The 23,059-nt window shown below is 65.7% G+C and carries 14 protein-coding genes; 6 read left to right on the forward strand and 8 right to left on the reverse strand.

Going from position 1 to position 23,059, the window contains the following annotated elements:
• Window positions 1–4,538, forward strand: a 4,538-nt coding sequence (locus AC1DSD_RS08400) for a hypothetical protein (protein ID WP_478029549.1), incomplete at its 5' end; no start/stop codon positions are given.
• Between the two features lie 144 nt (window positions 4,539–4,682).
• On the opposite strand, the gene AC1DSD_RS08405 is transcribed toward AC1DSD_RS08400, so the two are convergent.
• Complete coding sequence (locus AC1DSD_RS08405; protein ID WP_478029551.1) at window positions 4,683–5,909, reverse strand: MFS transporter; 1,227 nt, start codon at window positions 5,907–5,909, stop codon at window positions 4,683–4,685.
• Window positions 5,910–6,016: 107 nt separating this feature from the next.
• On the opposite strand from AC1DSD_RS08405, the gene AC1DSD_RS08410 reads away from it, so the two are divergent.
• Together AC1DSD_RS08410 and pgmB are read left to right on the forward strand one after the other, a co-directional pair.
• A complete protein-coding gene (locus AC1DSD_RS08410) occupies window positions 6,017–8,176 on the forward strand; it encodes a glycoside hydrolase family 65 protein (RefSeq protein WP_478029553.1) in 2,160 nt (719 codons plus the stop codon).
• Between the two features lie 2 nt (window positions 8,177–8,178).
• Complete coding sequence (gene pgmB, locus AC1DSD_RS08415; protein WP_478029555.1) at window positions 8,179–8,847, forward strand: beta-phosphoglucomutase; 669 nt, start codon at window positions 8,179–8,181, stop codon at window positions 8,845–8,847.
• On the opposite strand, the gene AC1DSD_RS08420 is transcribed toward pgmB, so the two are convergent.
• On the reverse strand, window positions 8,838–9,818 hold the full coding sequence (locus AC1DSD_RS08420; RefSeq protein WP_478029556.1) for a LacI family DNA-binding transcriptional regulator: 981 nt from the start codon (window positions 9,816–9,818) through the stop codon (window positions 8,838–8,840). The two genes, pgmB and AC1DSD_RS08420, sit on opposite strands and share 10 nt — an antisense overlap.
• Before the next feature lie 403 nt (window positions 9,819–10,221).
• On the opposite strand from AC1DSD_RS08420, the gene AC1DSD_RS08425 reads away from it, so the two are divergent.
• The 3 genes from AC1DSD_RS08425 (at window position 10,222) to AC1DSD_RS08435 (ending at window position 15,467) form a co-directional block, all read left to right on the forward strand.
• A complete protein-coding gene (locus tag AC1DSD_RS08425) occupies window positions 10,222–12,543 on the forward strand; it encodes a TonB-dependent receptor domain-containing protein (protein ID WP_478029557.1) in 2,322 nt (773 codons plus the stop codon).
• A gap of 280 nt (window positions 12,544–12,823) precedes the next feature.
• Entirely contained in the window at window positions 12,824–14,116 is a 1,293-nt protein-coding gene (locus AC1DSD_RS08430) for a glycoside hydrolase family 130 protein (RefSeq protein WP_478029558.1), read from the forward strand.
• Between the two features lie 163 nt (window positions 14,117–14,279).
• Window positions 14,280–15,467 carry a S53 family peptidase gene (locus AC1DSD_RS08435; protein ID WP_478029559.1) on the forward strand — a complete coding sequence of 396 codons (1,188 nt, stop codon included), beginning with the start codon at window positions 14,280–14,282 and terminating at the stop codon, window positions 15,465–15,467.
• Window positions 15,468–15,730: 263 nt separating this feature from the next.
• Here AC1DSD_RS08435 and AC1DSD_RS08440 read toward each other — a convergent pair whose 3' ends face one another.
• The 6 genes from AC1DSD_RS08440 to AC1DSD_RS08465 form a co-directional block, all read right to left on the reverse strand.
• Window positions 15,731–15,913 (reverse strand): hypothetical protein, encoded by a 183-nt coding sequence (locus tag AC1DSD_RS08440; protein ID WP_478029560.1) that lies wholly within the window; start codon window positions 15,911–15,913, stop codon window positions 15,731–15,733.
• A gap of 97 nt (window positions 15,914–16,010) precedes the next feature.
• Window positions 16,011–16,166 (reverse strand): DUF3309 family protein, encoded by a 156-nt coding sequence (locus AC1DSD_RS08445; RefSeq protein WP_478029561.1) that lies wholly within the window; start codon window positions 16,164–16,166, stop codon window positions 16,011–16,013.
• Between the two features lie 140 nt (window positions 16,167–16,306).
• Entirely contained in the window at window positions 16,307–17,512 is a 1,206-nt protein-coding gene (locus tag AC1DSD_RS08450; protein WP_478029562.1) for a CaiB/BaiF CoA transferase family protein, read from the reverse strand.
• A 2-nt stretch (window positions 17,513–17,514) separates the two neighbouring features.
• Window positions 17,515–19,041, reverse strand: coding sequence for a carboxylesterase/lipase family protein (locus tag AC1DSD_RS08455; RefSeq protein WP_478029890.1), 1,527 nt, complete (start codon window positions 19,039–19,041; stop codon window positions 17,515–17,517).
• 35 nt (window positions 19,042–19,076) lie between these two features.
• A complete protein-coding gene (locus AC1DSD_RS08460; RefSeq protein WP_478029563.1) occupies window positions 19,077–20,897 on the reverse strand; it encodes a glycoside hydrolase family 127 protein in 1,821 nt (606 codons plus the stop codon).
• 7 nt (window positions 20,898–20,904) lie between these two features.
• A complete protein-coding gene (locus tag AC1DSD_RS08465; RefSeq protein ID WP_478029564.1) occupies window positions 20,905–23,049 on the reverse strand; it encodes a formylglycine-generating enzyme family protein in 2,145 nt (714 codons plus the stop codon).
• Between the last annotated feature and the right edge of the window lie 10 nt (window positions 23,050–23,059).

Consider the following 23,059-nt stretch of genomic DNA (forward strand, 5'->3'; position numbering starts at 1 on the left):
ACGTCACGGTCACCGCGGGCGATGTCACCTCGACCGGCAACACCGCGATCGTCGCGCAGCAGGCTGATGCGACCGGCGCGGGCAGTGTCGATGTGACCGCAGGCAACGTCTCGGGCACGACCGGCATCTTCGCCAACAACATCGGCACCGGCACGCTCAGCGTGACGGCCAACGGCACGGTGACGGGCACGTTTGCCGAGGGCATCAAGGCGACCGGCAACGATGCGGTGACGGTGACCGTCGCCGACGCGGTGACGGGCGCGACCAACGGCCTGACTCTGATCGGCGGCACCGGCGGCGCGGGCAATATCAGCGTGACGGGCGCCGGTGGCTTCTTCGGCGGCACCGGCGACGGCGCCAATATCCTCAACAACGGTTCGGGCACGGTCACCTTCAATATCTCGGGTGCGAGCGGCTCGACCGCGGGTAACGGCATCATCGTTCGCGATACCGCGGTCGGTGGCGACATCAGCGTCACCACCGGCGCGGTGACGGCACTGGCGGTCGGCAAGAACGCGATCGACGTGCAGAGCGTGTCGAACACCGCCAACGTCACTGAGGTGGCCAATGGCGATATCCAGGCGGGCAATGCCGGCATGGTGGCCGCGATCTTCCCGGCGGCGGCGACCGGCAATATCGACGTGACCGCGAATGGCGCGATTACCGCGCGGTTCGGCATCGACGCCGAGAATTTCGGCACCGGCAATACCACGGTCACGACCGTCGGCCCGGTCAACGTTACCACCGGCAAYGGCATCTACGCMCAGACCTCCGGCGGCAACGTCACGGTCACCGCGGGCGATGTCACCTCGACSGGCAACACCGCGATCGTCGCGCAGCAGGCTGATGCGACCGGCGCGGGCAGTGTCGATGTGACCGCAGGCAACGTCTCGGGCACGACCGGCATCTTCGCCAACAATTTGGGCACCGGTACGCTCAGCGTCACCACCAACGGCACGGTGACCGGCACGTTTGCCGAGGGCATCCGTGCAACCGGCAACGACGCGGTGACGGTGACCGTCGCCGATACGGTTACCGGTGCGACCAACGGCCTGACCCTGATCGGCGGCACTGGCGGCGCGGGCAACATTCTCGTCACCGGTGCCGGCGGCTTCTTCGGCGGTACCGGAGACGGTGCCAACATCCTCAACAACGGATCGGGTACAACCACGGTCGATATCTCCGGCGCGAGCGGCTCGACGGCGGGTAACGGGATCATCGTTCGCGACACGGCCGCGGGCGGCGACATCAGCGTCACGACCGGCGCGGTGACCGCACTGGCGGTCGGCAAGAATGGCATCGACGTTCAGAGCGTGTCGACCGCGGGCAACCTCACGATCGTGGCGAACGGCGACGTCCAGGCGGGCAATGCCGGCATCGTCGGCGCGATCTTCCCGGCAGCGGCGACCGGCAATATCGACGTGACCGCGAATGGCGCGATTACCGCGCGGTTCGGCATCGACGCCGAGAATTTCGGCACCGGCAATACGACGGTGACGACGGTCGGCCCGGTCAACGTGACGACGGGTAACGGCATCTACGCGCTGGCCACGGGCGGCAACGTCACGGTCAATGCGGGCGACGTCACCTCGACCGGCAATACCGCGATCATCGCGCAGCAGGTCCTGGCGGGTGGCGCGGGCAATGTCGATGTGACCGGCGGCAACGTCTCGGGCACGACCGGCATCGTCGCGACCAACTTCGGCACTGGTACGGTCGGCGTCACGACCAACGGTACGGTGACCGGCACGGCGGCGGATGGTATTACGGCGACTGGCAACGACGCGGTGACGGTGGCTGTCGCCGATACGGTGACCGGGGCGACCAACGGCCTGACCCTGGTGGGTGGAACCGGGGGCGCGGGTAATATCAGCGTCACCGGGACCGGCGGCTTCTTCGGGCTGAACGGTAACGGCGCGTCGATCCAGAACAACGGATCTGGAACGGTCACGGTCGATATTTCGGGCGCGAGCGGTGCCACCGGCGGATCGGGTATCCTGGTGCGCGACACCAATGCCGGCGGCGACATCAGCGTCACCACCGCTGCGGTCACGTCAACCGATCAGAACGGCATCGACGCGTTCGGGAGCTCGTTCACCGGCAACGTCACGGTCGTGGCCAATGGCGACATCTATGGCGGCAATGCCGGCATCGTCGCGGGGCTGATCGGCACGTCGACCGGCAATGTCGACGTCACCGCCAACGGCGCGGTCGGCGGGAAGTTCGGCGTCGATGCCGAGAATTACGGCACCGGCAACGTCACGGTCACCACGATCGGCCCGGTCACCGCGACCACCGGCTATGGCATTGTCGGGCTGACCGACGGCGGCAACGTGGTAGTGAATGCGGGCAACGTGTCCTCGACCGGCGCCGCGGCGATCCTCGCCGAACAGATCAGTGCCGGCGCTGCGGGCACTGTCAGCGTGACCGCCGGCAATGTCTCCGGCACCACCGGTATCATTGCCCAGACCAACGGCACCGGCGGTATTTCGGTCAACGCGCTGGGCAACGTCACCGCGACCAACGGCAACGGGATCCAGGCTGTCAACTTCAATCCCGCGGCGAACGCCGGAACGATCGATGTATCGCAGGCGGCGGGCACCAAGATCACCGCGACCAACGGCAGCGGCATCTATACCGATAGCGGCCTGTCGACTGGCATGACGACGATCACGGTCGCGGGCGAGATCACCGCGGGCACGCCCGGCTATGCCGGCGTCTACGGCACGTCGACCAAGGGCGGCATCACCGTCAACGTCACCGGCACGGGCAAGATCGACCCCGATTACGGCATCGATCTCAGCACGGTCGACGGCCCGCTGGTGGTCAATAATGCCGGCCTCGTCACGGGTACGATCGACGGGGTCAGGCTGGTGGCGACCGGCACCGGAAGCGCCAACATCTCCAACACTGGCACGATCACCGGCGGCACCAATGCGGTGTTGATCAGCGTCAACAACACGCCGTCGACCCTGTTCAACAGCGGGACGATCAACGGCGCGATCAAGATGCTGGGGTCGACCGTCGCGACGTCGAACTGGATCAACAGCCCGACCGGCATCGCCAATCTGACCGGCGCGTCGAGCATCTCGGGCAATCTGGTCAATGGCGGCAACGTCAATCTGGGCGCCGGCAGCTCGCTGACGATCCTCGGCAATACCAACAATGCCAGCCGCGTCACTTTTGCCGGCGCGGGCACCTTCACGACCGCGGGTTCGATGGCCAATACCGGGATCATCAACGCTCGTAACAACCTCACCAGCAACGTTGTCACTGTCGGCGGCAATTATTCGGGCGGGGGCCAGTTCTGGGCCGACTACAGCACCAATACCGCCACGGCCGATCGCCTGAACATCGGCGGCTCGGCCACGGGCAACACCAATGTCACGATGAACCTGGTCGGTACGCGGTCGTTCGTCCCCGGCGGCTTCCTGCCGGTGGTGACGGTCGCCGGGGCAGCACCCGCTAGTGCCTTTACCTCCAGCACCGTGTTTCCGACCACTGGCTTCATCCTCGACAGCTTCGGGCAGAACCCATCGAACGCCCATCAGTTCGGCCTGATCCAGGCGGTCAATCCGACTGCCGCCGGGCTTGGCAAGCTCAGCTACATGGCGGAATCGGCGTCGGGCCTGCTCGACGATCCGATCAGCCCGTTCGTGACCAACCGGACCGATGTCGGCGGCACGCGGTTCAGCCTGTGGATGCGCGGCAGCGGTGGGCATAGCAAACAGACGATCAGTTCCTCGCTGACGGGCGGTGGTCTGAGCTACACCTCGACCACGCAGTTCCGCACCAGCCAGCATGCCGCACAGATCGGCGCCGACGTCTCGTTCGGCGGTATCGGCGGCGGCTGGAAGGTCAATGCCGGCGTGATGGGCGGCTGGTACGGCGCCTCGGCTCCGCTCGCGGGTGGCGAACGGATCAAGGTCGAGACGCCGTTCGTCGGCGGCTATTTGGTGGTCGGCAACGGCGCCTTCGAGCTCGAGGGCAATATCCGTAAGGAATGGCGCCATTATACGGTCGCCATGCCGTCGCTGTTCGGCACGGTCGGCACGCAGCGGATGCGCGGCGACGCGACGGCGGGCTCAGCCCGGATATCGTACCGGGTCGGCGGCAAGACCGGCTTCGCCGCGACGCCGTTCGCTTCGTTCAATTATGCCGACACCAAGATTGATCCGCTCGCCATCGACGCCTTCAGCGTGTGGACGCCGGGCAGCGATACCACCAAGATCGGCCAGGCCGGCTTGCGCCTGTCCTATCGCGGCGGATCGGAAGCGACGGCGACGTTCGAGCCCTTCATCAGCGCGGCGCGGATGGAAAATTGGTCGCGCAACGACAGTTCGAGCTTTGGGTTCGGAGCGCCGGTCACGACCTTCTCGCTCCAGACCAACACCTGGAAAAGCGCGATGCGCTACTCGGCGGGGCTGCTTGTCAATGCCCATGACAGTCGGGTCTCGGGCTTCGTGGTCGGCAATATCGACGACGACTCGCGGCTGCGCAGCTTCACGATCAACGCCGGACTGCGCTTCAACTTCTAACCGGTGGGGCATCGGCCGCGTCGTGTCTTCGGACACGGCGCGGCCGTATCCGTTTCTATTGGATATTGGATACAGTCATATAAATGACGTTCCGCCGGCGGTGAAATCCACGAGAGCGGCCGATCGTGACGAAACGTTGACTGCCTATCGTACCGTTTTCCGCCGGACCATCGTCGAGGCCACCGCCAGCGCGGCGATCGGGATGAGCAGGACGTAGAAGGCGATCGTTCCCTGGAACATCGCGAAGATATGACCCACGACGAACGAACCGGTCGTCCCACCGAGCGCCGAGAACACCACGATCAACCCGACCATCGCCGGCTGCTCCCGGGGCGCCATCGACGACAGGATCGCCGAATTGAGCGCCGGATAGATCGGCGCCATCATCAGCCCGATCGCCGGGAACAGGAAGGCAGCGATCGGCGCGCCCGCCCAGCTCGTCACCTGACCATGGTGCGCGGCGGCGAGCGGCAGCACGGCGACGATCAGCACCGCCATGCCGACGAGACACCCCAGGACGAGCGGAAACCAGCCGGTGCGCCGCACGATCACGCCAGCGCCCAGTCGGCCCGCGGCCAGGCACACCGCGAAGATCGATGCGGCCTGCACGCTCATCGGCGCGGACAACCCGAGCAATTCGCGGTTGAACGTCGGCAGCCACGATCCGATCCCCTGTTCGACCAGGACGTAGCAGAAGATCGCGGCGATGAAGCTGAGGCTCAGCGGCCGCCAGGCGAGCGCGACCATCTCGGCGAATTTCTGTCCCGGGCCCTGCGGTACGGCTGCGGGTTCGTCGACCGCGCTTTCGTCATAGGGCGTGACCGCGAGCAGGACCAAGGCGACGAGGCTGACCGCGGCCAGCACATAGTAGACGTTCAGCCATTGCCGGCTGCCCGGATCGGCGGGATCGATGAAGGCGGCAAAGATCCAATAGCCGCTGAGCACGCCGAGCATGAACACGCCCTCGATCACGTTGAGCAACGACGCATGCCGCGCGCTGTCGTCGGTCAACAGGCCGACGAAACTGTAGACCGATACCTTGGTCACCCCGAACGCGACGCCGACGGCGAGGAACAGCAGGCGTGTAGTCCAGAAACCCGGGAATAAAGGCATCGCCAGGCAGGCGACCGCCACCAATGCGAGCGCGACGATCATCGCGCGCCGCAGCCCGAAGCGCGGCAGCTGCGCCGCCAGTAGGAAGCTGGTCGCCGCGATCGACAGATCCTTGAACCCCTCGAGCGAGCTCGCCGCGACCTTGGTCACGTGGAACGATTCGATCGACTGCAGGATAACGGTGCCGACGCTGTTGAGCAGCACCGCGAACACGGCATAGGTCAATGCCAGTGCGACGATCATCCGGGTCCTGTTCATGCGCCTCCCCTGCCGGGATGCCCGGCTTATTGTCTTGACCATCTCCTATTATGAAATGCATATCATTGGCAATCGGGCGTTTGATCGCCGCATCAGAGAGGAATTGCGTGGGGCGGTCATTACCCGAAGCGTCTTTTGCTGACGTGCGATTTGCGCGCGACGCCTGGCGCCTTGCGGCGGACGGGGATTCCGCCCGGTCGGACCATGTTCCTGCGCTGTTTTCGATCGGCAACGGTTTCATCGGCATTCGCGGCCCGGGCGAGGCGGCGGAAGCGCCCAAAGTCTATCTGAACGGCGTCTATGAACGCGTGCCGATCGCCTATCATGAGGCGGCGCATGGCTATGCCCGCGAAAGCGATCTCCGCCTGGCGGTCGCCGATGCCACCCGGCCGGCGATCCTGGTCGGTGACGTGCCCATCGAAGCGCCACCCAGCGTCGAACTCGATCTCGCCCGGGGCGTGCGCACCGAGACTTTCGCTGGACCGGCCGGGATCGTGTTCGAGCAATTCGTCTCGATGACGGAGACCGCGTTGGTGCTGACGCGAGTCAGCTTCGCAGACGGCGCCGATGTGAACGTGTCGCCGACGATGACACCGCCGCCGGGACGCGGCGATCGGGCCGCCGATGTCGTCAACCATGGCGTTTACGATCCGCGCGTCGCCCCGGTCATGGCCACCAGCCCCTGGGTCGACCCGCAGGTTCATGACGAGCCCGGGGCCGCCATGCGCAGCGATCGGTTGCGCACGAGCGGCTTCGTGGTGGCGTGCGCGATGCGCGAAATCGGGCGTCGGACCGTCGGCGGCCAAGTGCAGATCGACTTCGCCTCGGGCTACCACGCCGGCACTGACGGGCAGGGTGTTGATGCGCTCATCGGGATACTGCGCGCCGCGGCCGAGCGAGGATATGACGCTTTGCTGGCCGATCAGGTCGCCTGGTTCGCGGATTTCTGGGCGGCGAGCAATATCGCCATGCCGGGCCAGCCCCATGCCGAACTCGCCATCCGCTTCGCTTTGGCCGAATTGGCGATGGCGGTCGGGCGCGACGGCAAGACCTCGATCGGCGCCAAGGGGCAGACCGGAGAGGGCTATGAAGGCCATGTCTTCTGGGACGCCGATCTCTACGTCATGCCGGTGTTCGCCTTCACCCATCCGGCGATTGCCCGGGCGATGCTGGCGTGGCGGATTTCCAAGCTTGCCGCCGCGCGCGACAATGCGCGGGCGATGGGGCACGAAGCGGGGGCGCTCTATCCGTGGCGGACGATCGGCGGGCACGAATGTTCGTCCTATTTTCCTGCCGGATCCGCCCAATATCACATCAATGCCGATATCGCTTATGCGCTGGAGACTTATCTGGCGGCGAGCGGCGACCGCTCGCTGCTCGCCGCCGGCGGCGCGGCGATGCTGGTCGAGACGGCGCGCATCTGGCTGGCGATCGGCTATCACGACGCGGCGCGCGGCGGCGCTTTCGTCATCAATCGCGTGACCGGGCCCGACGAATATTCGGCGATCGTCAACAACAACCTCTACACCAACATGATGGCCGCGAGGCATTTGCGGTTCGCCGCGCGCGAAGGCCTGGCGGCGTCGCTGATCGACGACGCGGAAGCCGCCCGCATGGTTCGCGCCGCTGATGCGATGCTGCTGGCATATGACGACGAGCGGCAGGTCTATGCCCAGGACGATGCCTATTTCCAGCTCGACCCGTGGCCGTTCGAGGCGACGCCGCCGGCCGCCTATCCGCTGCTGCTGCACGTCCATCCGCTCGCCATCTATCGTCGTTGCGTCTCGAAACAGGCGGATGCGGTGCTCGCTTTGGCGCTGATGCCCGACGCGTTCGATCCGGCGATGCGGCGGCGGATGCTCGATACGTACGAAGCCACGACCGTCCACGATTCGACCCTGTCGGCGAGTGCATTCGCGACCGCGGCGGCGCATGCCGTAGATGGCGCACGGGCCGCGCATTACTGGCGGGTCGCCGCGCTGACCGACCTCAACGATCTGTTCGGCAATACCGATCACGGCCTGCATATGGCGGCACTGGCGGGGAGCTGGACGACCCTGGCGATGGGTTTTGCCGGCATGCGCGTCGACGGTGACACATTGTGCTTCGATCCCGTCGAGATACCGGGGCTGCCCGACTATCGCTTCACCGTTACCTTCCGCGGTGCGCCAGTCGATGTCGCGGTGTCGGGCCGAACCGCCAGCGTGTCGGTGCGCGGCGATCGCACGGTCGCGATCCGCGTCGCCGGTGACGAGCTGGCTGCCTGACCATGGCGTTCCGCGCGGCGATCTTCGACCTCGACGGCGTGCTGGTCGACAGCGCCCGGCTGCATTTCGTCGCCTGGAAACGGATCGCCGATGAACTCGGCATCGCGTTCGACGAGCATGACAATGAGGCGCTCAAGGGCGTCGACCGCATGGGGTCGCTCGAGCATATCCTGGCGCTGGGCAATGTGTCGCTCAACCTCGCGGCGCGCGAGGAGCTCGCGGCGCGCAAGAACGGCTATTATCTCGACGCGCTGGCGACGATGAGCGATGCCGACATCTTGCCGGGCGCCACCGCTTTACTGGCGGCGGCCCGCGCCGCCGGACTGTCGTTGGGGGTCGCCTCGGCCAGTCGAAACGCGACGATGGTGCTGGAGCGGGCTGGGCTGTTGGGCTCGATCGATTTCGTCGCGGACGCCGCCAAGGTCGCGCGGTCCAAGCCTGCGCCGGATATCTTCCTGGCCTGCGCGGCAGGGTTGGGCATTGTGCCCGCCGCGTGCGTCGGGTTCGAAGATGCCGTGGCCGGGGTGACCGCGATCAAGGCGGCGGACATGGTCGCGATCGGGATCGGCGACGCTGCCATCCTGGCCGAAGCCGACTTGGTGTTCGCCTCCACCGCGGCGGTCGATCTCGACCAGGTGCTGCGGCTGACGCCGGCTGCTTCTCAGGTCTGACGAACGATCAGCCGGGTCGGGAGCACGCTTGATTTGGGCTTCCCGCCGTCGAGAATCTGCATCAGCTTTTCGACCAGGATCGCGCCGGCCAGATGGGTTTCCTGTTCGATCGTGGTGAGCGCCGGAGTGAAATCGGCGGCGGGCGGGATGTTGTTGTACCCGCACAGTGAATAATCGGCCGGTGCCTCCAGCCCCAGCTCGCGGAACGCGGCGACGATCGCGATCGCGGCCGTATCCGAGAAAGCGAAGACCGCATCGGGCGGCGGATTGCCGCGCAGCCATGCCAAGGTCTGCTGGTAAGCGGGCGCATAGGCCATGTGCTCGACCTCGAGATGCTCGACCGTCACTTCGGGATGCTTGGCGGCGACCGCGCGCAGGCCGTCGAACCGCATCCGGATCTCGGCATGCGCGACATTGCCGACGAACAGCCAGCGTTTCGCGCCGCGCTTGACGAACAGGTCGCCGGCCAATTGCCCGCCCAAACGATTGTCGCTGCCGACCGAGCAATAGGGTTCGGCAGGATCCACGCCGCCCCAGACCACGAACGGCGCGCCGGCGCGCGCGAGATCGCGCAGCATCGGGCCGCGCACGCCTTGGCCGAGGAAGATGAACCCGTCGGCGACGCGCGAGCTGATCAGGTCGAGATGGCTCTGCACGTCGGTGAGGTTGGAGGGCGAAAGCAACAAATCCTGGTTGCGCACCGATAAGGCTTCGGACACGCCGGCGAGCAATTCGAAGATGAACGGATCGGCGATCCGCCCGGCGCGATGCGAGCCGAAATCGAGCACGACGGCGACCGTATCGTTGCGCGCCTGACGCAGTTTCTGCGCGTTGCGGTTGATCGCATAGCCATTTTCGCGCGCGACGCGCAGCACGCGTTCGCGCGTCGCTTCATTGACCAGCGGGCTGTTGTTGAGAACGCGCGACACGGTCGGCTTCGACACATTGGCGAGCCGGGCGATATCCCCCATGTTCAGATCCATCGCACGTCGACGCAAAGCTCGGCTCCTCAATCAGCGGGCCGCCGGACAACCATTGAAACTGGTTTCCGACGATCCTCGACGATGCACCGCCCCCGCTCAGCGCGTCCAAAATAGGCTGGTCGCGATCCTCGATGCAACAAGCGCTTTACGCGATGACGGGATAAAGCGCGCCGCACGTATTTTGTGCCCTGATAGCGGTCTGAAATTTCGTTGCAGGCGCTGTGACATCTCTGCCACATCCGCCACCTATCTCCTTAGGCGATATCATTGATATATAAGGAACTATTATAATAATACGCTTATGTAACGGTGTATTGAAATGCAATTCATTCGTGTGTAGACCCCGTCCTCAGGCACTTCCCGAGCAGGAAGGCAGCGGCAGGAGAGGATCATGATGGTTTCGCGCAATCGCAATTTCGTTGCTGTGTCGGGGTTCGCGCTGGCGATTGCCTTGGCCCATCCGGCCGCGGCGCAGGAGACGCCCGCAGCGTCGCCGGCCGCCGATCCCGCGCAGGCTGCGGACACCGCGCCGCCCGCCGATCAGCCCGACATCATCGTCACCGGCCGCGCCGCGGGTAACGGCATCAACAAGCTCGAAGCCGGCTATTCGGTGACGACGCTGTCGGCGGACGATATCAAGCTCCAGGCGCCGAAGAGCTCGGGCGACGTGCTCAAGTCGATCCCCGGCGTGTGGGTCGAGAGTTCTGGCGGCGTCGGCACCTCCAACATCTTCGTCCGCGGCATCCCGAGCACCGGCGACGCGCCGTTCGTCACGATGCAGTTCAACGGCGTGCCGGTCTATGGATCGAGCAGCCTGTCGTTCATGGATCAGACCGGCATTGTCCGCCTCGACGAAACCGTCGCGGGGATCGAAGGCGTCAATGGTGGCCCGGCGTCGCTCTATTCGGACGGCCAGCCCGGCCTCACCACCAACCTCCGCCTGCGCGAAGGTCATGATCAGACGCAGGGCAGCATCGGCGCCTCGATCACCGACTACAGCGCCTGGCGAGTCGACGGCTGGCTCAGCGGCAAGCTCGCCGACGATCTCTATTATATGGTCGGCGGGTACGTGTCGCGCGGTGACACGGTGCGCAGTGCCGGCTTCAACACCGAGCGCGGCCAGCAGATCACCGCGAACATCACCAAGAAGTTCTCGCGCGGCAAGTTCAACATCTTCGCCCGCTACACCGACGATCACGGCGAATGGTTCCTGCCGTTCGCGGCGAACGTGCCCGGCATCGATCGCGGCACGTACAACCAGCTCAACCAATATACGCGTTACGCGACGATCATCTCGCCGGGCTCGGCGGGCAGCGGGGCGACCGAGCGCGTCGACCTGGCCGATGGCCGCGGCTGGAAGGGCGTCGTCACCGGCGCCAGCCTCGATTACGATTTCGGCGGCGGGATCAGTTTCACCGACCGTTTCGGCTTCACCAGCGGCACGCTGCGGACGACGGGCCTGGTGCCGCAGGGCGCCGGCGCGATCACCGTGGCCAATGCGCTCGCGACGGCTGGCAATCCCGGCCAAACGCTCGTCCACACGATCAACACCGGCCAGACGCTCGCGCCGACCGACTATGTGCAGCAATTCGGTTCGTGGTGGGTCGACAAGAAACTCCAGAACGTCTCGAACGAGGCGGTGGTCAATTTCAAGACCGGCCCGAACACGCTAAACCTCGGCTATTATTTCTCGCACTTCACCTCGGACGACGCCTGGAGCCTGGGCGGCAATCGCTGGATGCAAGTGGGCGGCTCGGGCGACCTGGTCGACCTCAACAACGGCGCATTGTCGGCCTTCGCCATTTCGGATCGCGGGCGCGCCACGGTGAACGCGATCTATGTGTCGGATTCATTCAACATCACCGACGCATTGCGCCTCGATGCCGGCATCCGCCATCAATGGACCGATATCGACTTCCATATCACGGGCAACGGCCTGCCCGATTCGGCGAAGATCAGCCGCGAGGCGACGCCGTGGACGGTCGGGCTCAACTATCGCGCGACCCGCAATTTCGACGTCTATGCTCGCGTCTCGCAGGGCTATCACTCGCCATCGTTCGACGATGTCCGCTCGCAACTCGGCAATACCGGACCGCGGCTCGACCTGAACTGGAAAGTGCGGTCGTACGAAGGCGGCGTGAAATATCGTGGCGGCGGGTTCGAAGCGGCGGTGACCGGCTTCTACGACAAGGTCGTCGGCGCGGTGTATAACGATGTCGGCGTGCCGCCGCAGATCGCCGGATCGAAGACCAAGGGTATCGAATTCGACGCGTCGTATCACAGCGCCAGCGGCTTCGGGTTCATCGGCAATGCCGTGCTCGAAGATGCCAAGACCGACACGCCCAACATCCCGGACTTCGACGGCAAGAAAGCGCAGCGTATCCCGTCCTATCAGGTGCGCTTCACGCCGACTTATACCGCGCGCTTCTCGGACAAGTCCGACATCACGTTCTACGGCACGTATGAAGCGATCGGGAAACGTTATAGCGATCTCGCCAATACCCAGTTGCTGCCGGCTTACGCCACGCTGAGCGCCGGGCTGCGCGCGAAGGTGAACGGCTACACGCTGCAGATTTCGGGCGACAACCTGACCAACTCGCACGGCCTGACCGAAGGCAATCCACGCTTCCTTGCCGGCCCGGGCGCTGCGCTTCCCGACGTGCGTCCGATCTTCGGTCGCTCGTACAGGGTGTCGGTCAGCTACGCTTTCTGAGCTGAACGGGTAATAGCGGAAGGGGCGGATCGGAGGACGCCATGTCGTCGCCCCGGCGTAGGCCGGGGCCGCGATGTTTTGATGCGGCCAACGGCCCCGGCCTCCGCCGGGGCGACGGTTTCTTTTTGCGGTCGGGCATCGCGAGGCCTCGTTCGTCGGACCGTGTCGATGGCGAGGGAGCCTGTCGCGCCATGCCGCGTTTCAGGGACGCCGATCGTTTCGATTCGGCCTATCACCCATCCCGGCGACCGCCCGTCGTCCCCGCACGGAGACCGACCGCATGAGCGACGATCTGTTCACTTTCTCCGGCCTCCATTTGCACCCCGACCCGTCGCGCACGGTGATCAAACCGTTCAGCGTCGATTATCCCGAACCGTTCCGCGATGCCGCGCATCCCCGCATGCGCACGGTGATCGAGCGCGTGCTGTCGCTCGATACGGCCAGCTGCCGCAAGGATTGCGAAACGGTGGTCGCGTCGCTGTCCGAGCGGCATCGCAATGTCGAGACCATATTGACGCGCCGGTTCGAGGCTGTGCGCGACAGCTTGCCGGAAGACGTCACGGCGAACCCGGAGCAGCAGCTGCTGATCGGTGCCTATCTCAGCGCCGAATATTCGTTCGAGGCGGCTGCCTTGTTCAACCCCAGTATCGTGTTGCGGATGAACCAGGACGACGCGCCGGCCGACGGCCTGAACTTCATCCTCTCGCTGCGCGGCATCGGCGAAGGCCATGTTTCCTCGGTCACCTTCCGCACCGGCAATTGGAGCGCGAGCACCGGTTTCCATGTCGACGATCCGAGCCCCTGGGTCACCTCGCCGCGGATCGAAGGGCCGGACGAGAGCGGCACGTCGGGCACGACGCGGATCATCTGCGAGGGGAGCCAGGAGCCGTCGGAAAGCGTCCTGTTTCCGATCACCGCCAGCCAGCGCCAGGGGATCGAGGATCTGCGCATGGTGCGGTTCACTGAAGAGGACGGTACGCCGAGCTTCCTCGGCACCTATACCGCGTTCGATGGCCGCGATGCGCGGTGCGAACTGTTCCGCGGCACCGGCGTCAACACGTTCGAGATGACGGTGCTCAAGGGATCCGTGCCGCAAAGCAAGGGCATGGCGCTGTTCCCGCGCCGTGTCGATGGCCGCTTCAACATGATCGGCCGCCAGGACAATGAGAATCTGTGGCTGATCGTATCGGACGACATCACCACCTGGAATGGCGGCACCAAGCTCATCGGGCCGCGCTATCCGTGGGAATTCATCCAGATGGGCAATTGCGGCTCGCCGATCGAGATCGACGAGGGCTGGCTGGTCATCACGCACGGCGTCGGCATGATGCGCAATTATTGCATGGGCGCCTGCCTGCTCGACAAGGCCGACCCGACCCGATTGCTTGCGCGCACGCCCGAACCGATCCTGCGGCCCAGCCCCGAGGAACGCAGCGGTTATGTCCCCAATGTCGTCTATGGCTGCGGCGCGATCGCCCATGATCGCACGTTGCTGCTACCGTTCGGAATCGCCGACAATTTCGCGAGCTTCGCCAGTTGCGGTGTAGACGATTTGCTCGCACGGATGAACTGAGGGACACCGGCTTTCCGGCGGCAGCGAATTGAGCCAGTCCGGATTGCGCGCACGATATTCGCCCGTGTCGTCCCTCGGACTATATCCATCGATATATTTACGGCGGCGGCACCGGCGTGAGAGGCTCGCATGTTTCGACCTGATGTCGACAAAGGGGACAGACATGGCACGTCTTGCTGCTTCGATCGCGGCCTTCGCCCTCCTGACGGGGATTCCGATGAGTCTCCAGGCGCAATCCGCCCAGGGGCTGTTGAAGTCCGGTAACGTCTATCACGCCGCGGTTTGCCCGGGGGCCGCGGGTCCGGGAACGGCACGTTGCCACGCGCGCATCGTCACCGACGACAAGGGCAAGCCGATCGAACGCGATGCGGCGCCCAATGTCGTTCCGTCGGGCTTCGGTCCGGCCGACTTGCGGGCCGCCTATAACGTCTCCGCGCAGGGCAGCAGCACGACGACGGTCGCGATCGTCGATGCTTATGGTTATGCCAATGCGGAGAGCGATCTGGCGACCTATCGCGCAACCTATGGGCTTCCCGCCTGCACCACCGCGAACGGCTGCTTCACCAAGTACAACCAGTCCGGCGTGAAGGGCAATTATCCGCGCCAGAATAACGGCTGGGCACAGGAAACCGCGCTCGATCTCGATATGGTCAGCGCGATGTGCCCGGGATGCAAGATCATCCTGGTCCAGGCAAATTCGGCGAGCTTCAGCAATCTGGCGGCGGCGGAGAACACCGCGGCGTCGCTTGGGGCGCACGTTATCAGCAACAGTTATGGCGGTGGCGAAAGCGGATCGCAGGCCTATGAATCGGCATACGACCATGCCGGCGTGGCGGTCACCGTCAGTTCCGGCGATAGCGGGTATGGCGTACAGTTCCCGGCATCCTCGCCGCACGTCATCGCGGTCGGTGGCACGACGCTGAAGCGCAACACCAGCGCGCGCGGCTGGGGTGAGACGGTGTGGGCCGGTGCGGGCAGCGGGTGCAGCACCATCTATGCCAAGCCCAACTGGCAGCTCGACGGTGGCTGCTCCATGCGCATGGAAGCCGATGTCGCGGCGGTGGCAGATCCGGCCACTGGCGTCGCCGTCTACGGACCGGGCAATGGTGGTAAGCCGACTTGGCTGGTCTTTGGCGGTACCAGCGTGGCGGCACCGTTGATCGGCGGCGTCTATGGCGCCAATGGTGGCGGGGTGACCTATGGTAGCAATCCTTATGCCAATACGGGCGCGCTGTACGATGTGACGTCGGGCAGCAACGGCAGCTGCGGGGGCACCTATTTCTGCACCGCTCGCGCCGGCTATGACGGGCCGACCGGCCTGGGCACGCCCAACGGCATCACCGCGTTCTAACGCTAGGGCCCAATGAAGTACTCGATTACCCTGCGTTCCTGCGAAAATCGGGAACACGGGGTAATCTGGTGCTTCGCTACCCTGGGCTCCTGCTTCCGCAGGAGCTCATCCCAAAGCGGTATGGCCGCATCATCTCAGCGCGGCATCATTGCGCTGGATGAAGCGTTTTCCTCAATGACGTCAGCAATGAAGGTCGGTCCGGTCTGAAGTGAGTCCCGATTGACGGGACCGGCGGCATTGGAAAAGCCGGTCCCCAGAATAGGTTACGGTTTCGCCGGCGTGTCGATCTTGATGTCGGCATCGACCTTTTTCGTGTTGCTGAGCATGTTCTGGCCAAACATCAGGAACAAGACCACGGCGATTACCGCGAGAACTACGGCGAGAAGGGCAATCGCTCCTCCACTACCGCCTCTCTCGATCACGGTCGTTTTATCATCGTCTGCCATTACGCCTCTCCTTTACTGCCACACGATAACCGGCGGGGCCGTTGCCCGGTTCCAACACTATGGATCTATTTTCCGGACATTGGCCGATCGGCGATGCTCAGAGTCTGCCAAGCAACAGGAGGATGATCAGGATGACGACGACAAGTCCTAATCCGCCCGAAGGCGCATATCCCCAATTGCGGCTATGACCCCAGGTCGGGAGGGTGCCGACCAAGGCGAGTACCAGGATGATTATAATGATCGTTCCAAGCATCATTCCGCTCCTGTTCTGATTGGCTAGTACAACCAGCGGACGCGATTGCGGTTCCGACCGTGACGCTGGCGCGAAGCGACCTCAGCTCTCGCCACCGCGCTTCTCGCTTATCTATGAAGCGGGCGTTGCCCAGTCGGCGATCAGGCCAGGCCAGGCGGGGACTCGTCGCCTGACGGCACCGCCGGTACATCATCATCGTGCTGCCCGAGCATCGGTGCCGCGAACGGTTCGGGACCCGGCGTGCGCGCGAATTTGATGGCGCGCACGACGCCGCGATAGCGGCCGAGCACGGGGTGCGCGATGCTCGTCACCATCCCCTCGGCGCGCACCTGCGGATGGTCGAACATTTCCTCGATATGGTGCACGGCGGAACAGGGCACCGCTTCGCCGAACACTTCCTCCCATTCGAGCGCGGTGCGCCTGGCGAGCGCGGCGTGCAGCAGCGGGACGAGCTCGGCGGCATGTTCGGCGCGCTTGCGGACGCTGTCATAGCGCGGATCGCGCGCCAGCGCCTCGAGCCCGGTCCGCTCGCACAAGGCGTTCCAGAAATGCGGCGTGTTGGCCGACAGATAGAGATAGCCGTCGCCGGTCGGATGGAGACCGGTGATCCCGCCCGATCGCATGTCGCGCGAGATGTCGTGCGCCTCGCCCTCGGCCTGGATCATGCGGGCCGACTGCATCGTCAGCGCGCTGCGGAGAAGTGAGACGCCGACATATTGCCCTTTGCCGCTGCGCTCGCGCTCGAACAGCGCCGAGGAGACGCCGGCCGCGACCAGGGCAGCGGCATAATAATCGACCGGCGAGCCATAAGTCAGTTCGGGCACCGGCGGCTTGCCCTGCAGCACGCACATCCCGGTCATCGCCTGGAGCACCTGATCGTACCCGGCCTTGCCGCGCAGCGGTCCTTCCTCGCCATAACCAGTGACCGCGCAATAGATCAGCCGCGGATTGATCTCCTCGAGCTGGGCATGCCCGATCCCGAGCCGCTCGGTCACGCCGGGGCGGAAATTGTGGACCAGCACGTCCGCCTGCGCGACCAGCGCCAGCAGCCGCGCGCGGTCGGCTTCGTCCTTGAGGTCGAGCATGATGCCGCGCTTGCTGCGGTTGACGCCGAGAAAAGCGCGGTTCTCGCCCTCGAGCGTGGAGGGGTAGTTGCGCAGATTATCGCCCGCCGGGGGTTCGATCTTGATCACGTCGGCGCCCTGATCGGCGAGCAGCGAGCAGCCATAGGGCCCGGCGATATAGGCGCTGAGGTCGAGTACGCCGATACCCGAGAGCGGCCCGCGGGGGCCGGTGCGCGCGGGATTGTCGAACGCGGACGGGGAAGAAGAGGAGGCGTTCGTCAAGGTCAGGTTCCCGGCTGGGTATAAGGGGCGGGGGCGAACAATTCGCGCTGCCAGCGGCGCGGGTCGTTCTCGACACGGCTGGCGACATCGAAGATCATCGTCGCCCGGCGGTTTTCGTCATAAGCGGGCCAGGCGGGCGATCCGGGCAGATCGGGGCGGCCGGTGCGGGCGAAGGCGACGAAACGCCGCTGCATCAAGCGCGACAATTTGTGTGTTTCCGGGCCATTGCCGGTCCAGGCAAAAGGCGCATCGAACGTGCCGAAGACGAGTCCGATATCCACGCCGTGGAACGCGCCGCGATCCGGGTTGGTCGGGGACTGGAAATCGACCTGGTAGACGAAGGCCGGGCGGCCGGCGCGGGCGCGTGCCTCGGCCTCGATGATCTGCGGCCGCCAGCTGCGGCCGTCGGTCGTCGCGGCGTAGAAGATATCCGCCGGAGAGGCAGCCGGCATGTGCGTGCGATAGGCGCCAACCACCGCTTCAGGCAGCAAGTCGACCGGCAGCTCGGCGGCGATGCGGTCGGGCAGGGCATCCCAGCTCAGCCCGCGCATTTCGGGTGAGGCGGGATCGGAGAAATCGCGGGTCTCGTCGCGCGTGCCGCCGAGCATCACATCGACGCCGAGGCCAGCGGCGTGCGCATCGGGCCAGAAGGGATGGCGCGTCAGCGATCGGCCATCGAGGACCGGGCCGAAATAGATCGCGCTGCGCTCGACCGGATCGTCGGCATCGAGCGCCTCGATCAGCGTCTCGACCGGCTGATCGAGCAGGCGCCGGGATTCCGTTTCCTTGATGCCCAAGCGGGCCAGATAGGCGCGGGCGCGACGCGTTGCGTGGACCGGACCCGACACCGTCACTTGTTGCCCGCTCATCGTGATCGCGCGGCGGAACAGGCCGCGTGCGACCGGCATCGCCATCAGGGTCGCGATCTTGGCGCCGCCGCCCGACTGGCCGATCAGGGTCACACGCGTCGGGTCGCCCCCGAACGCGGCGATATTATCGCGCACCCAGTGCAGCGCGAGCACGAGGTCGAGTTGACCGGCATTGCCGCTGTCGGGAAATGCCGCATCGAGCCGCGCGAGATAGAGATAGCCGAGCGCGTTGAGCCGGTGGTTGACCGTCACCACGACGACATCGCCCGCCGCGGCGAGTCCGCCGCCATCGGTGATCGGGTCGTTGGCGCTGCCATAGGCATAGCCGCCGCCATGGATCCACACGAATACCGGCAGCCGCACGCGAGCGTCTGGCGCGGGCGTCCACAGGTTGAGGAACAGGCAATCCTCGGCTTGCGGCCGGCGCTTGCCGCGCTGCGGACAAGCCGGGCCGGATTTGGTCGCGGGGATTGTCTCGCGCACCAGCGGTGCCGCGACGGGCGCCGCGAAGCGCCGAGCCTGGCCGTACCGGATGCCTCGGAACGAGGCGACGCCATCCTGCCGTCGACCCAGGAAACGTCCAGCGCGGCAGGTCACCAACGGATCGCCGGCCGACCGCGCCGCGCCGGTCGCGAGCAACGCCGCGCCGCCGGCGATCATCGCGCGCCGGCTCTGTGCAGGAAAGGCGTCTCCGGTCACGCGCCGGCCTCCGCATCGTCGGCCAGGCCGAGCCAGGTCAGTCGCCACGCGCCGTCGTGCCGTCCACCCGCGCGGTACCAGGGCTCGAACACGATCGGGGCGCGGCCTTCGGGCTCGAGGCGGACGGTATCGCCATCCGCGACCGCGACCGGCGCGCCAACGAACCGCACCGTCTCGCTGCGCTTGAAACCGTCGATCAATCCGGTCGCATAAGCGAGCGGCCCGCGCGTGATCGCGACGAAATCGTAGCGCATCACTTCCTGCGCCACCGGCTCGCCGCCCGGCGCCAGCGATTCCTGAACGTTACGCTGGACCGCGCGATGCAGCTTGGGCGGCATAAGCAGGTCGAGCATGATCATGTCGCCGGGTGCCCAATACCGCTCAATCCGCGCATAGCTGCCGGGCGTCGCGGCGATGCTGTCGTCGCCAACGCGCAACGTGGCGTGCTCGGCCCAATCGGGGATACGGACGTGGATCGCGAAATACGCCAGCGATGCCGGCGTCACCTCGATCCTGATCGGTCCCTCGAACGGGTAAGGCGTTTCCTGGCGAAGCCGGATCTTACCTACGTTCGGCAACGCGATGTCGGCGACGGACGCACCGAGCAGATTGACCGCCAGCCCCCCGTCGGCGGTCACGCCATAGGCGATCGCCGCCAGCTCCTCGAGCGCCATCGCGCCACTCGACTTGCAGCAGCGCCAATAGGTAGTGTGGGTGCGCCGACCGTTGGGGAAGGAATAATAGCACCAATCCTCGCCGTCGGGCGCCTGGGCGCCGAGCAGGTCGTTATAGGCGCTGCGCTCGATCTCCTGCGCGAAGGCGGCATCGCCCAGGATCACCAGCAACTCGCGATTGAGCTGGATCCAGGCCATGGTCGAGCAGGTCTCGACATAGGCTTCCGGGCTGAACACGCCGGCGGGGTTGAACACCTCGCGCGACCGGTGCGCGACGCCGCCCCAGGGTCCGCCGCCCAAGGTCAGGTGATGCGCGCGCACCGCGTGCCAGATATTACGGACGGCAGTGAGGTAGCGCTCCTCACCGGTCGCGCGATGGAGCTTGGCGAGACCGACCAGGTTCCACAGCAATTGATAGGCCTTGCCGGTGGCGATCTCCGACGGGTCGGCGCCGGCCAGCGCCATGCTCAGCAGGCGGTTGCGCGGCTCGCGCTCGGCCTGGTCGAGCACGAGGCGCGCCAGGTCGAGATAGCGTTGCTCGCCGGTCGCCAGATAGAGGTCGACCGCGGGATCGAGCAGCACCGTGGCCGACAGGCCGAAATGGTTGCCGAGATCGGTGATCGCGATCCCGTCCTCGCTCAGCGTCCGCCAGCACAGGTCGCCGATACGGCGGGCAGCGACGAGATAGCGATCCTCGCCCGCCGCTTTCCACAACTCGACCAGGCCCAGGATCAGATAGGAATGCGTCCAGATATCCCAGGTGCGTAGCGCCGGCGCGCCATCCCAGGTAACCGGCTTGGGCGGCTGCGGCACCATGAAGCGGCGCGCCGGCGCGTAATTGCCGAGATAGCCATCGGCATCCTGTTGCTCGATCAGATAATCGGCGACGCGCACCACGCGCGCCAGCAGCGCGTCGTCGCCGGCGCGCACCGCCGCGCGCGTCGCCGCGACCAGCCATTTGCCGGCATGCTCGCCATACCAATCGCCTTCCTCGTCGCGCGCCACGATGTCGGGGGCGAACAAGGCGATCGCCGGACTGTGTTCGTCGGTGATGAAGTGCGAGAGCCTGCCGGTGCGATTGGCCTCGACCGCGTCGCCCAGCAGCCCGCCCAGCGTCACCGCGCCGAGCGGGGCGAGGCGCATTGCCGGTTCAGCGATCGGCGGCACAACGGAATCCGATCCCGGCCGAGCGATCCTTGGTCGGCGCCATCAGCAGGAACTTGCCGTGCTCGTCGAGCCGATAGGCCTGGGGGAAATACCAATGCGAGGTCTGCGGCTGATAGGCGCTGCCGCCGCGCAGGACACCGGCGCGGACACGATCGTCGCGATATTCGTCGGTCCACTGCCAGACATTGCCGACTAGATCCATCACCCCGAACGGGCTCGCGCCGGCGGGATGTGCGTCGACATCGGCCGGCACCGGCATCGCGCGGTCGAGCGAGGGCGCGGGTACCGCCGCCTCGTCCCATTCATTGCCCCAGGGATAGGAACGGCCGTCGCTCCCTTGCGCGGCATATTGCCATTCCCATTCGCGCGGCAGGCGCTTGCCCGCCCAGTCGGCATAGGCACGCGCATCCTCGATCGCGACCCAGGTGACCGGCTTGTTCTCCCATCCGGTGGGCGGCGCGCCGTCCTGCCAATGGCGCAAGAAATTGCGGTCGTCGGCAGGCGCATAGCCGCTGGCGTCGAGGAAGGTCTTGAACTGGGCGTTGGTCACCGGGAAGCGGTCGATCCAGAAGGCATGGATCGCCATGCGGCGGCGATGATGGCGGCGCGGGCTGTCTTCCCAGGGATATTGCACGTCGACGCCGTCGGCGGCGTAACCCTCGATCTCGATCCCGTGCACCGCGAAGTCGAATTCGCCGGCGGGGATCGGCACCATGCCGTCGGGAGCGTCGGCGTGACGAGCGGTCGGCGCGATCGGCACGAGCTCCTGCTTGGCCGAACTCCAGCTCGCCGAAATCGAGGCGAGCGGGGTGGCGGCGCGGTCGCGCATCTCGACCAGGAAGGCGTCGAGGCCCGCGACGGTCTCGCCCTCGGCAACCGAGAGGATCGCGCCGAAGCCGCGTCCGGCGATGTCGAGCGTCAGGATCGCGCGCTCGCCATCGATCCGCGGATCAAGCGCGACACCGTTCCAGACATCGAAATAGCGCGTGCCCGCCTTGTGCGGCACCGCAAGCTGCTCGCCATCAATGGCATATTCGGCGCGGTTGATCAGCGTCCACAAGGTCTGCCCGTCGCCGGGAAAGCGGCTGGCGAAGATTCCGGCCTGCAATGTCCGCTCATAGGGCCGCCAATCGGGGCTGACGATCAGCGGCGCGAAGAAGCGCTGGACCATCGCCACGCGGCGCAAGGTCTCGGCGTCGCGCGGCGTGAAGCGGTTGACGAAGCCGAACACATTCTCCCAGGCGACGTAACCGACGCCGTTGAAAAAGGCGTGCTGCAGGTCGTTGGTCCGCGTGCGGCTCCAGCGGTTCTCGATATTGATGATGTGCCTGGGCTCGAGCCATTTGAGCTTGAGCACCGTCGGGATGCTCTCGTCGGGGACGCGCTTGGTCCAGCTCTGCAGGTTCCAGCTGAGGATATGGTCGCCCGCCTGCGCCGTCGTCTCGGGCTGCAGCACCACCGCGCCGCCGGCTGATTCGCACGCTTTGTGGAAGGCGAGCGGCACGCCGCTATAGGTGTCGCCGTTGATGCCGTCGGCGCCGGTCGCGGCGACGATCGCCGCCATCCGATCCCAGTCGGACGCGTCGCCCGGGCGCGTACCATTGTCCCACGGCATGGTCGGCAGGAACACCTTGACCCCGCGGCGGTGGAAGTCGGCGACTGCTTGCTTCAGTCCATCGATCCCGCCGGGGTGCGCGTCGACCAGGTCGAACTGGCTGCGGTCGTCGATCCCGATATTGGGATAGATATACCAGATGAGCACGCTGTCGATCGTGCCGAGCCGCGCCTCGAGATCGTCGAGATAGCGGTCGACCGTATAGCGGCCAGTGTCTGCATCGTAGAAATAACGATCCTCGACCATCAGCAGATGATGGACGAAGTTGGCCTGCGACCATTGCAGTTCGGGGCGGCGGTAAAGTTCGTCGTCGAAGCCGATCCGGATCAGATGCTCGCGGCGCCATTCGATCAGCCCCTGCACCCATTCGTCCGCGGCACCATCGGCGTCGATTTTCCAGCGGCCCATTTCCTGGAACGGCCAGCCGGGCACCTTGCCTGGCGTCGGCAGATAGGGGCCGGTGAGCGCGTGCGAGAATTTGACGTCGCTGGTCGTGCGGATCGGGTTGGTCATGGGACTTTCT

The organism is Sphingomonas sp. P4_D12 (assembly GCF_056401895.1).

Bases quoted from the DNA above. Each gene is read 5' to 3' on its own strand.
- AC1DSD_RS08435 (WP_478029559.1), top strand. From the start codon at position 14,280: ATGGCACGTCTTGCTGCTTCGATCGCGGCCTTCGCCCTCCTGACGGGG.
- AC1DSD_RS08420 (WP_478029556.1), bottom strand. From the start codon at position 9,818: ATGGGGGATATCGCCCGGCTCGCCAATGTGTCGAAGCCGACCGTGTCG.
- AC1DSD_RS08465 (WP_478029564.1), bottom strand. From the start codon at position 23,049: ATGACCAACCCGATCCGCACGACCAGCGACGTCAAATTCTCGCACGCG.
- AC1DSD_RS08405 (WP_478029551.1), bottom strand. From the start codon at position 5,909: ATGAACAGGACCCGGATGATCGTCGCACTGGCATTGACCTATGCCGTG.
- AC1DSD_RS08440 (WP_478029560.1), bottom strand. From the start codon at position 15,913: ATGGCAGACGATGATAAAACGACCGTGATCGAGAGAGGCGGTAGTGGA.
- AC1DSD_RS08460 (WP_478029563.1), bottom strand. From the start codon at position 20,897: ATGCGCCTCGCCCCGCTCGGCGCGGTGACGCTGGGCGGGCTGCTGGGC.
- AC1DSD_RS08425 (WP_478029557.1), top strand. From the start codon at position 10,222: ATGATGGTTTCGCGCAATCGCAATTTCGTTGCTGTGTCGGGGTTCGCG.
- AC1DSD_RS08445 (WP_478029561.1), bottom strand. From the start codon at position 16,166: ATGCTTGGAACGATCATTATAATCATCCTGGTACTCGCCTTGGTCGGC.
- AC1DSD_RS08430 (WP_478029558.1), top strand. From the start codon at position 12,824: ATGAGCGACGATCTGTTCACTTTCTCCGGCCTCCATTTGCACCCCGAC.
- AC1DSD_RS08455 (WP_478029890.1), bottom strand. From the start codon at position 19,041: ATGATCGCCGGCGGCGCGGCGTTGCTCGCGACCGGCGCGGCGCGGTCG.
- pgmB (WP_478029555.1), top strand. From the start codon at position 8,179: ATGGCGTTCCGCGCGGCGATCTTCGACCTCGACGGCGTGCTGGTCGAC.